Origin of the sequence: Pseudomonas sp. B6002, assembly GCF_013385985.1 — a bacterium.
Lineage (GTDB): Bacteria > Pseudomonadota > Gammaproteobacteria > Pseudomonadales > Pseudomonadaceae > Aquipseudomonas.
Window position 1 is genome coordinate 1 of the sequence record NZ_JACAOY010000046.1, and the last position, 10332, is coordinate 10332.

At 60.7% G+C, this 10332-nt stretch carries 10 protein-coding genes; 7 read left to right on the plus strand and 3 right to left on the minus strand.

Annotation, left to right across the window (positions count from 1 at the left end; all coding sequences use genetic code 11):
* Window positions 1-303: 303 nt before the first annotated feature.
* Both HX792_RS30095 and HX792_RS30100 read right to left on the minus strand, forming a co-directional pair.
* Complete coding sequence (locus tag HX792_RS30095) at window positions 304-1797, minus strand: CoA-acylating methylmalonate-semialdehyde dehydrogenase (RefSeq protein WP_176999468.1); 1494 nt, start codon at window positions 1795-1797, stop codon at window positions 304-306.
* 39 nt (window positions 1798-1836) lie between these two features.
* The gene (locus tag HX792_RS30100; RefSeq protein WP_016969366.1) at window positions 1837-3186 is read right to left on the minus strand and encodes an aspartate aminotransferase family protein; all 1350 of its coding nucleotides are present in this window, start codon (window positions 3184-3186) and stop codon (window positions 1837-1839) included.
* Between the two features lie 125 nt (window positions 3187-3311).
* On the opposite strand from HX792_RS30100, the gene HX792_RS30105 reads away from it, so the two are divergent.
* The 4 genes from HX792_RS30105 to HX792_RS30120 all read left to right on the plus strand — a co-directional run bounded on the left by HX792_RS30105 (window position 3312) and on the right by HX792_RS30120 (window position 7047).
* Window positions 3312-4232 carry a LysR family transcriptional regulator gene (locus tag HX792_RS30105; protein ID WP_176999469.1) on the plus strand — a complete coding sequence of 307 codons (921 nt, stop codon included), beginning with the start codon at window positions 3312-3314 and terminating at the stop codon, window positions 4230-4232.
* Between the two features lie 79 nt (window positions 4233-4311).
* A complete protein-coding gene (locus HX792_RS30110) occupies window positions 4312-5706 on the plus strand; it encodes a uracil-xanthine permease family protein (RefSeq protein ID WP_176999470.1) in 1395 nt (464 codons plus the stop codon).
* Window positions 5707-5793: 87 nt separating this feature from the next.
* The gene (locus tag HX792_RS30115; protein WP_176999471.1) at window positions 5794-6453 is read left to right on the plus strand and encodes a TetR/AcrR family transcriptional regulator; all 660 of its coding nucleotides are present in this window, start codon (window positions 5794-5796) and stop codon (window positions 6451-6453) included.
* A gap of 12 nt (window positions 6454-6465) precedes the next feature.
* Window positions 6466-7047 carry a YigZ family protein gene (locus HX792_RS30120; protein WP_176999472.1) on the plus strand — a complete coding sequence of 194 codons (582 nt, stop codon included), beginning with the start codon at window positions 6466-6468 and terminating at the stop codon, window positions 7045-7047.
* Window positions 7048-7113: 66 nt separating this feature from the next.
* Here HX792_RS30120 and HX792_RS30125 read toward each other — a convergent pair whose 3' ends face one another.
* On the minus strand, window positions 7114-7530 hold the full coding sequence (locus HX792_RS30125) for a hypothetical protein (protein ID WP_176999473.1): 417 nt from the start codon (window positions 7528-7530) through the stop codon (window positions 7114-7116).
* Window positions 7531-7613: 83 nt separating this feature from the next.
* Here HX792_RS30125 and HX792_RS30130 point away from each other — a divergent pair, with 83 nt between their 5' ends.
* From HX792_RS30130 to HX792_RS30140, 3 genes are all read left to right on the plus strand, one after another.
* A complete protein-coding gene (locus HX792_RS30130; protein WP_176999474.1) occupies window positions 7614-7964 on the plus strand; it encodes a MerR family transcriptional regulator in 351 nt (116 codons plus the stop codon).
* 25 nt (window positions 7965-7989) lie between these two features.
* Window positions 7990-8676 carry an SDR family oxidoreductase gene (locus tag HX792_RS30135; protein ID WP_176999475.1) on the plus strand — a complete coding sequence of 229 codons (687 nt, stop codon included), beginning with the start codon at window positions 7990-7992 and terminating at the stop codon, window positions 8674-8676.
* Window positions 8677-8848: 172 nt separating this feature from the next.
* Complete coding sequence (locus HX792_RS30140; protein ID WP_176999476.1) at window positions 8849-10207, plus strand: 8-oxoguanine deaminase; 1359 nt, start codon at window positions 8849-8851, stop codon at window positions 10205-10207.
* Window positions 10208-10332 lie beyond the last annotated feature (125 nt).

The window sequence follows — 10332 nt, forward strand, 5'->3', positions numbered from 1 at the left end:
CTTCAACCACTTGCGCTTCCGACCTCTCGTCAGCGGGAGGCGAATTCTACAGCGTTACACGCTGCTGTCAACACCTCTTTTTCAACTTCCTTTTGGCTTCGATAAACTGAAGCAACTCACTGCCGAAACCTGCATAACTCATTGTTTATCAAGGAGTTTTCCGTTTCGACTGCGCCGGAAGTGGGGCGAATTATAGACAGATATAATCTGCCGTCAACGCCTTTCTTCACATTTCTGTCATAAAGGTCAGAAAAGCCCCAAAAACACGAAAGCCGGCCCCAAGGGGCCGGCTTTCACTACTGCTTATAAGCTTGGGAACGCAAACTGCGAAGCCTCATGGCTGGCCCGCTGCGGCCAGCGCTGGGTAATCGCCTTGCGACGGGTATAAAAGCGCACCCCATCCGGCCCATAGGCATGCAAGTCGCCAAACAGCGAACGCTTCCAGCCGCCAAAGCTGTGATAAGCCACCGGCACCGGCAGCGGAACGTTAACCCCCACCATGCCCACTTCGATCTCGTCGCAGAACAGACGCGCCGCTTCACCGTCACGGGTAAAGATGCACGTGCCATTACCGTATTCATGATCGTTGATCAGTTGCATCGCCGCTTCCAGGCTATTCACCCGTACCACGCACAGCACTGGCCCAAAGATCTCTTCCTTATAGATGCGCATCTCAGGCGTCACACGATCAAACAAGCTGCCCCCCAGGAAGAAACCTTCTTCATGGCCCGCCACGCTCAGCCCGCGACCATCAACCACCAGCTTGGCGCCCGAAGAAACACCGTCTTCGATATACCCACTGACCTTATCCCGCGCCTGGCCAGTCACCAACGGCCCCATGTCCAGTCCACAAGACGTGCCCGCCCCAATCTTCAAGGCCTTCACCTGCGGCACCAACTTGGCAATCAACGCATCCGCCACCTGGTCACCGACGCACACCGCTACCGAAATCGCCATGCAACGCTCGCCGCAAGAACCGTAAGCAGCGCCCATCAGAGCACTGACCGCGTTGTCCAAGTCCGCATCAGGCATCAGCACCGCATGGTTCTTCGCTCCGCCCAGCGCCTGTACGCGTTTGCCGCGCTTGGTCGCTTCGGAGTAGATGTACTCGGCAATCGGCGTCGAACCCACGAAGCTCAACGCTTTCACTTCCGGCGCTTCGATCAACGCATCCACCGCGCCTTTATCGCCATGCACCACGCTCAGCACACCTTTAGGCAGACCGGCTTCCTGCAACAGTTGCGCAATCAGCAGCGTCGAGCTTGGATCGCGCTCCGAAGGCTTCAGGATGAAACAGTTACCGCAAACGATCGCCAACGGGTACATCCACAACGGCACCATCGCCGGGAAGTTGAACGGCGTGATACCCGCGACTACACCCAAAGGCTGGAAATCCGACCATGCATCAATGTTCGGTCCTACGTTACGGCTGTACTCGCCCTTCAGAATCTCCGGCGCCGAGCACGCGTACTCCACGTTCTCGATCCCGCGCTTCAATTCACCGGCCGCATCTTCCAGCGTCTTGCCGTGCTCTTCACTGATCAGTTGGGAAATGCGCGCTTCGTTCTGCTCCAGCAATTGCTTGAAACGAAACATCACCTGGGCACGCTTGGCCGCTGGCGTATTACGCCAAGCCGGGAACGCCGCCTTGGCCGCGTCGATCGCCTGCTGAATAGTCTCGCGACTGGCCAACGGCACCTGGTGGATCACCTGGCCAGTGGACGGGTTGTACACGTCGGCGCTACGGCCGCTGTCATTGACCAACTCACCGTTGATCAAGTGCTGGATAAGGCTCATGCAGGGCTCCTGAAAAGTTGTTCTATATAGAAGGAGAAATCAGTCGATCTTGTTCAGCACTTCGCCGACGGCATCGAACAAGCGATCCAGGTCTTGCGGCTTGCTGTTGAAGGTTGGCCCGAACTGCAAGGTGTCACCGCCAAAGCGCACGTAGAAACCGGCTTTCCACAAGGCCATGCCGGCCTCGAATGGACGCACGATGGCATCACCGTCACGCGGGGCAATCTGGATCGCACCGGCCAGGCCGTAGTTACGAATGTCGATCACGTTCTTGCTGCCCTTCAAACCGTGCAGCGCATTCTCAAAGTGCGGCGCGACTTCGGCCACGCTCTGCACCAGGTTTTCCTTCTGCAACAGGTCCAGTGCCGCCAGGCCTGCTGCGCACGCTACCGGGTGGGCCGAGTAGGTGTAGCCGTGTGGGAATTCCACCGCGTACTCGGGCGTCGCCTGGTTCATGAACGTCTGATAAATCTCGCTGCTTGCAATCACCGCGCCCATTGGGATGGCGCCGTTGGTGACTTGCTTGGCAATGCACATCAGGTCCGGGGTTACACCGAAGCTGTCGGCACCGAACATCGAGCCGGTACGACCGAAACCGGTGATCACTTCGTCGAACACCAGCAGGATGTTGTGCTGGTCGCAAATTTCACGCAGGCGCTTGAGGTAACCCTGAGGCGGCACCAATACGCCAGCGGAACCGGCCATAGGCTCGACAAACACCGCAGCAATGTTCGACGCATCGTGCAGTTCGATCAGCTTGAGCAGTTCATCCGCCAACGCGATACCGCCCTGCTCCGGCATGCCACGGGAGAAGGCATTGCTCGCCAGCAAGGTGTGCGGCAGATGGTCAACGTCCATCAAGCCCTGACCAAAAATCTTACGGTTGCCGTTAACACCACCCAGGCTGGTACCGGCAATGTTCACACCGTGATAACCACGGGCGCGGCCAATCATCTTGGTCTTGGTGGCCTGGCCTTTTAGGCGCCAGTACGCTCGCACCATCTTCACGGCGGTATCGGCGCACTCGGAACCCGAGTCGGTGAAGAACACGTGGTTGAGGTTGCCCGGTGTCAGGTCGGTGATTTTTTCCGCCAGCTGGAAGGACAGCGGATGACCGTATTGGAAGCCCGGCGAGTAGTCCAGAGTGCCCAATTGCTTGGCCACCGCCTCCTGGATTTCCTTACGGGTATGCCCCGCGCCGCAGGTCCACAGGCCGGACAGCGAATCATAGACCTTGCGCCCCTTGTCATCGATCAACCAGCTACCTTCCGCCCCCACGATCAGGCGCGGGTCACGCTGGAAGTTACGGTTGGCGGTGTAAGGCATCCAGTGGGCGTCCAACTTAAGTTGGCTGGCCAGGGACGATGGGGCGTTTTCAGGCATGTTCATCAGCAAAACCTCGCAAGGCAAAAGGCAGCGTCGGGATTGAAAAGCGTTGTTGCAGCTAAGTTGCCACGGCGATAAAGTCGGTGAAATTCAACTCTTCTAACCTTCAGTCAGGCCTTTACTAAACTATGAGCAGCCGTCGCCCCGACCCTCTCGCCCAAGTCAGCGACTTCGATATTCGCTTGCTGCGTATCTTCCGCAGCGTGGTGGAATGCGGCGGCTTCTCGGCAGCCGAAACCGTGCTGGGCATCGGCCGTTCGGCCATCAGCCAACAGATGAGTGACCTTGAGCAGCGCCTTGGGCTACGGCTGTGCCAACGCGGCCGCGCCGGTTTCTCCCTGACCGAAGAAGGCCGCGAGGTCTACCAATCTGCCCTGCAGTTGTTAAGTGCCCTGGAAAGTTTTCGCACCGAGGTCAACGGCCTGCACCAACACTTGCGTGGCGAGCTGATCATCGGCCTCACCGACAACCTCGTTACCCTGCCCCACATGCGCATCACCCACGCCTTGGCACAGCTGAAGGAACGTGGCCCGGATGTGCAGATCCAGATCCGCATGATCGCGCCCAACGAAGTGGAACAAGGTGTACTCGACGGGCGCCTGCACGTCGGCGTGGTACCCCAGGCCAGCGCTCTGTCGGGGCTGGAATACCAGCCGCTGTACAGCGAACGTTCGCTGCTCTACTGCGCAGTCGGCCACCCACTGTTCTACGCCGACGACAAACAACTGGACGACACGCGCATCGACAGCCAGGACGCCATCGCCCCCACCTTCCGCTTGCCCGCCGAGATCCAGGCCCATTACCAGGCACTTAATTGCACGGCCAGCGCCTCGGACCGCGAAGGCATGGCCTTCCTGATTCTCACCGGTCGCTATATCGGCTACCTGCCCGACCACTACGCCAGCCTCTGGGTGCAACAAGGCCGACTGCGCGCGCTGAAACCGACTACACGTTTTTACGATTTGAGCCTGGCATCGGTCACGCGCAAAGGCCGTCGCCCCCATTTGGTGCTGGAAAGTTTCCTGGAAAGCCTCGCGGCAACCCGTTAACTCGGGCCTCGTAATAAAGCTGAGCAGTTGGACAGCTTTTTGCAGGAGCACAAGCACATAGACCTTGAGCTTGCCCGCCATGCCACCAGAATCCGCCAGCAACAGCGATTTGATCTACGGCCTCAACGACCGACCCAAACCGTTTCCCGCACTACTCGCCGCCCTGCAGCATGTGCTCGCGGCGTTCGTCGGCATCATCACGCCGCCGTTGATCATCGGCTCAACCCTCGGCCTTACCGCGCACCTGCCCTACCTGATCAGCATGGCGCTGATGGTCTCCGGTGTCGGCACCTTCATCCAGGCGCGTAGGCCATTTGGTATCGGCGCCGGGATGATCTGCCTGCAAGGCACCAGCTTCGCCTTTCTCGGCGCGGTACTGTCGGCAGGTTTTCTGGTGAAGCAACGCGGCGGCAGCCCGGAAGACATCATGGCGATGATCTTCGGCGTGTGCTTTTTCGGCGCCGCCGTGCAGATCGTGCTGAGCCGCTTCATTGGCCAGTTGCGCCGCGTCATCACGCCATTGGTGACGGGCATTGTCATCACTCTGATCGGCATCAGCCTGATCAAGGTCGGCATCACTGACCTTGGCGGCGGCTTCAACGCCCCGGACTTCGGCGCCCCCACCAACCTGGCGCTTGGCCTGTTCGTGGTGTTGACCATCATTCTGCTCAACCGCTCGAATACGCCGTGGGTGCGCCTTTCGGCCATCATCATCGGCCTGGCCCTCGGCAGCCTGGCCGCCTGGGGCAGCGGCAAACTGGTGCCCCAGGCCCTGCCCGTCTTGCCGTTGATCAGCGTGCCAATGCCCTTTCGCTTCGGCTTCACGTTCGACTGGAGCGCTTTCCTGCCGATCGCGCTGATTTATCTGATCAGCAGCATCGAAACCGTCGGCGACCTCACCGCCAACTGCATGATCGCCCGCCAGCCCATCAGCGGCCCCTCTTATATAAGCCGACTCAAAGGCGGCGTATTGGGCGACGGCGTCAGTTGCATGATCGCCGCCACCTTCAGCGCCTTTCCCAACACCACGTTTGCCCAGAACAACGGCGTAATCCAACTCACCGGCGTGGCCAGCCGCTACGTCGGCTTGTACATCGGCGTGCTGCTGTTTTGCCTGGGGCTGTTTCCGCTGATTGGTGCGGTGTTGCAGCAAATTCCAAAACCCGTATTGGGTGGTGCCACCCTGGTGATGTTCGGCAGCGTGGCCGCGGCCGGTGTGCGCATCCTGGCCCAGGCGCCGCTGGACCGACGCAGCATGCTGATCATTGCCACCTCCTTTGGCGTCGGCCTGGGTATCGCCGCCCAACCGAACCTGCTGCACCTGATGCCCGCGCTGGTGCAGAACCTGTTCGACTCGGCCATCACCAGCGGCGGGCTGACCGCCATCGTGTTGTGCCTGCTGTTGCCGGAAGCCAAAACGACCCACGCTGCCGCAAACCGCGCGCCGGAAAGCGACACGCTGGAACCGCTTTGACGGTTTTATTGCATCGGGACTTGTCTGAGGCTTGAGGGTGGGTTATCTGTGCACACGTCGTCTCTATCGATCAGCACGGAAACCTCCATGAGCCTCGAAGTTCCTGCCCACAGCAACCACGCCGGTAAACCCGCCAGCCGCATTCGGCAAAAGAACGAACAAGCGATTCTGCAGGCTGCTGAAGACGAGTTCGCGCGCCATGGCTACAAAGGCACCAGCATGAACACCATTGCCTCGAGTGCCGGGCTGCCCAAGGCCAACCTGCATTACTACTTCACCAACAAGCTGGGCCTGTATATCGCCGTGCTCAGCAACATCCTCGACCTGTGGGACAGCACCTTCAACGCACTGACCGCCGAGGACGACCCGGCCGTGGCCCTCACTCGCTATATCCGCACCAAGATGGAGTTCTCCCGGCGCCACCCGCAAGCCTCGCGGATCTTTGCCATGGAAATCATCAGCGGCGGCGAATGCCTCACCGAATATTTCAGCCAGGACTACCGCGCCTGGTTCAGTGGCCGGGCCGCCGTGTTCCAGGCCTGGATCGACGCCGGCAAGATGGACCCCATCGACCCCGTGCACCTGATCTTCCTGCTGTGGGGCAGCACCCAGCACTACGCCGACTTCGCCACCCAGATCTGCCGCGTCACCGGTCGCACCAAGCTGACCAAGCAAGACATGGAAGACGCCGGTACCAACCTGATCCACATCATCCTCAAAGGCTGTGGCGTCAAGCCGGCCCTATAAACGAAGCGACTTATGCCTTTCACGCTCACCGGTTTTTGCGAATTTCGTGAAGAAATCCGCAAGAGCCGCTTCATCACCCTCGCCGCACCGATCACCAGCCCCCAAGACGCCCAGGCGTTTTTCGAGCAGCACAGCGACCTGAATGCCACGCACAACTGCTGGGCCTGGAAACTGGCGGACCAGTACCGCAGCAATGACGATGGCGAACCCGGTGGCACGGCCGGGCGGCCGATACTGGCGGCCATCGAAGCCCAAGGGTTTGATCAGATTGCGGTGCTGGTGATTCGCTGGTACGGCGGCATCCAGTTGGGCACCGGTGGCCTGGCCCGTGCGTATGGCGGCGGGGCCAACAAATGCCTGCAGAACGCCGAACGCATTGAGTTGATCAGCCGCGTGCCGCTCAGTTGCGCCTGCGGATTCTCCGAACTCAACCTGGTGAAATTGCGCGTCGCCGACCTGGGCGGGCTGGTGGTGGAGGAAACTTTCACCGCCAACGGCGTCGAGCTGCAACTGGCACTTGGCGAAGCGCACATCGACACCCTGCAAACCCAACTCGCCGACCTTAGCCGTGGGCGCATCCTGTTGCAACGCTGAAACTGCCCACATCTACTGTGCACCTGCCTGTGGATAAGCTGAGCACATCCGCGTGTAGCCCTTCTGTCATATGGGCTGGCGAGCGTCGATCGTTTTTTGATCAGCGCGTACCGGCAAGATTTGCGCGATGCCCCACAGCACTTCAAACAACAGAATGCCCCACAGGATCGACGTGGCGCCCTGTGTCAGCGCATAAAGTTGCCACGTCGCAAACAGCGCACGACCCGCGGCGTCGTACAACCCAAACGCACGTTGCGGATCGCGTATGCGCAGCACCGCCCAGACGCACACGATCGACCCGAGCAGATTGGCCATCAGCACATGGGCGGGTGCGAACGCAGGAAACGCTCCCGGCAGATTCAGGCTCTGCAACACGCTGTGCAGCCACAGAAAACTCCAGGGCGTGACAAACGCCGCCGTGACGATCAAGTCATACCAGGCACTGGCGCGCACCAGGGTTCGGTACTGTTCAATGCTCCACATACCCGCAAACTCCATCAATTCAAGAAGCCAGCAGGCTAAAGCCTGGAGTATGCTCCAAGGTCAAGCCCCCACGAGCCCGCCCCATGCGTATCGGCGAATTAGCCCAGGCCAGCCAGGTCAGCCGCGACACCCTGCGCTTCTACGAACAGCGCGGGTTGATCGCCGCACAACGCAGCGCCAACGGTTACCGCGACTACCCCGCAGACATGGTGCAACTGGTGCTCTACATCAAGACCGCCCAGCGCCTGGGCTTCAGCCTCAGTGAAATCGGCAGCAGTGTTGCCGCGCTTTGGCAAGCACCGGACCCCGACCGCGCCGTCACGCAGCTGTTGCAAGACAAGCTCAACCTGATCGAAAACCGCATCACCGAACTCGGCCAGCTGCGCAACGAGTTGCAGCAAAGGCTTGGGCAACGTTGTCCACTGAACCCGTGAACCTCCACTCCAAAGGAAGCCCTTCATGTCTACGCCAAAAACCGCACTGATCATCGGCGCCTCGCGCGGGCTGGGCCTGGGCCTGGTCAAGCAATTGCTCCAGGACGGTTGGGATGTGACCGCCACCGTGCGTGACCCGAACAAGTCTGACGCCCTGAAAGCCGTTGGCCCGGTGCACATCGAGAAACTCGACATGGACGATCAGCAAGCCGTGATCGCCCTGAGCCAGCGCCTCAAAGGCCAGACGTTCGACCTGCTGTTCGTCAACGCCGGCGTCAAGGGCCCGGCCAACCAGGAACCGGGCCACGCCACCCTCGCGGAAGTCGGCCAACTGTTCTTCACCAACGCCGTGGCGCCGATCAACCTCGCGCAGCGCTTTGCCGGGCAGATCCGCAAGGACAGCGGCGTGTTGGCGTTCATGAGTTCGGTGCTGGGCAGCGTGACGATTCCCGACGGTTCGGACCTTGCGCTGTACAAAGCCAGCAAGGCCGCGCTCAACTCCATGACCAACAGCTTCATTACTCAACTGGGCGATCACACGCTCACCGTGCTGTCGCTGCACCCGGGCTGGGTGAAAACCGACATGGGCGGCGAAAACGCGCACATCGATGTCGACACCAGCGTGCGTGGCCTGGTGGATCAGGTGAATGCGTTCACCGGCAAGGGCGGCCATCACTTTGTGGACTACAAGGGCGACACCATCGCCTGGTAAATACCGCAATCAACCTGTGGAAGGGGGCTTGCTCCCTCCCACATTGACTCAGTAGACCCAACCGCCAACAACACGTAATCTACACGCCTCGCCCTCACCGGCGACCCTGGATCAGCAGACAGGGCAACACTGAGCTGGCAAACCTGAACCCATCATTCAGAGGAGCCGGCCAATGCCTGCGACCCGTATCTGGTTAAAAAACCCCCTCGCGATTTTTACTGCCAATGGCCTCGATGCCCGTGGCGGCCTGGTGCTGCAAGACGGTGTGATCACCGAAGTGCTGGGCTGGGGACGCGAACCCGCCGTGCCCTGTGCGCAAGTATTTGACGCCCGCGAACATGTGGTCCTCCCCGGGTTGATCAACACCCACCACCACTTCTACCAAACCCTGACCCGCGCCTGGGCGCCAGTGGTCAACCAGCCGTTATTCCCGTGGCTGAAAACCCTGTACCCGGTCTGGGCCCGGCTCACCCCGGAAAAACTCGCACTGGCCACCAAAGTCGCCCTGGCCGAACTGCTGCTCTCGGGCTGCACCACGGCGGCGGATCACCACTACCTGTTCCCCGACGGGCTGGAAAACGCCATCGACGTGCAAGTGCAAAGCGTGCGCGAGCTGGGCATGCGCGCCATGCTCACCCGCGGTTCCATGAGCCTGGGCGAAGCCGACGGCGGCCTGCCTCCGCAGCAAACCGTGCAACAAGGCCAGGTCATCCTGGACGACAGCCAACGCCTGATCCACACGTACCACCAGCGTGGCGACGGTGCGCAAATACAGATCGCCCTGGCGCCCTGCTCGCCGTTCTCGGTCACCCCGGAAATCATGGAAGCCAGCGCCGAACTGGCCAACAGCCTCGACGTGCGCCTGCACACGCACTTGGCAGAAACCCTCGACGAAGAAGACTTCTGCCTGCAGCGTTTCGGCCTGCGCACCGTGGATTACCTCGACAGCGTCGGCTGGCTCGGCCCGCGCACCTGGTTGGCCCATGGCATCCACTTCAACCCGGATGAGATCGCCCGCCTCGGCGCGGCCGGCACCGGCATTTGCCATTGCCCAAGCTCGAACATGCGCCTGGCCTCCGGCATCTGCCCGACCCTGGACCTGATCGCAGCCGGCGCGCCCATCGGCCTGGGCGTAGATGGCTCGGCCTCCAACGACGCATCGAACATGATCCTCGAAGCCCGCCAGGCCCTGTACATCCAGCGCCTGCGCTACGGCGCCGAGAAGATCACGCCCGAAGGCGTGCTGGGTTGGGCCACCAAGGGATCGGCGCAGTTGTTGGGGCGTACGGATATTGGTGAACTGGCTGTGGGCAAACAGGCCGATCTGGCGTTGTTCAAGCTTGATGAACTGCGCTTCTCCGGCAGCCATGACCCACTCTCGGCCCTGCTGCTGTGCGGCGCCGACCGTGCCGACCGGGTGATGGTGGCGGGTAAATGGCGAGTCATCGACGGCCAGGTCGAAGGCCTCGACCTCAAGGGTTTGATTGCCGATCACACCCAGGCCGCGCGCCAACTGATCGCCGGAACCTAAGCCACATACCCTTCGTAATGTGGGAACTGGTTTGTGTGGGAGCTGGCTTGCCTGCGATGCAGACACCTCGGTCTGTCAGCAAAACCGCAGTGATGCTATCGCAGGCAAGCCAGCTCCTTGTATCT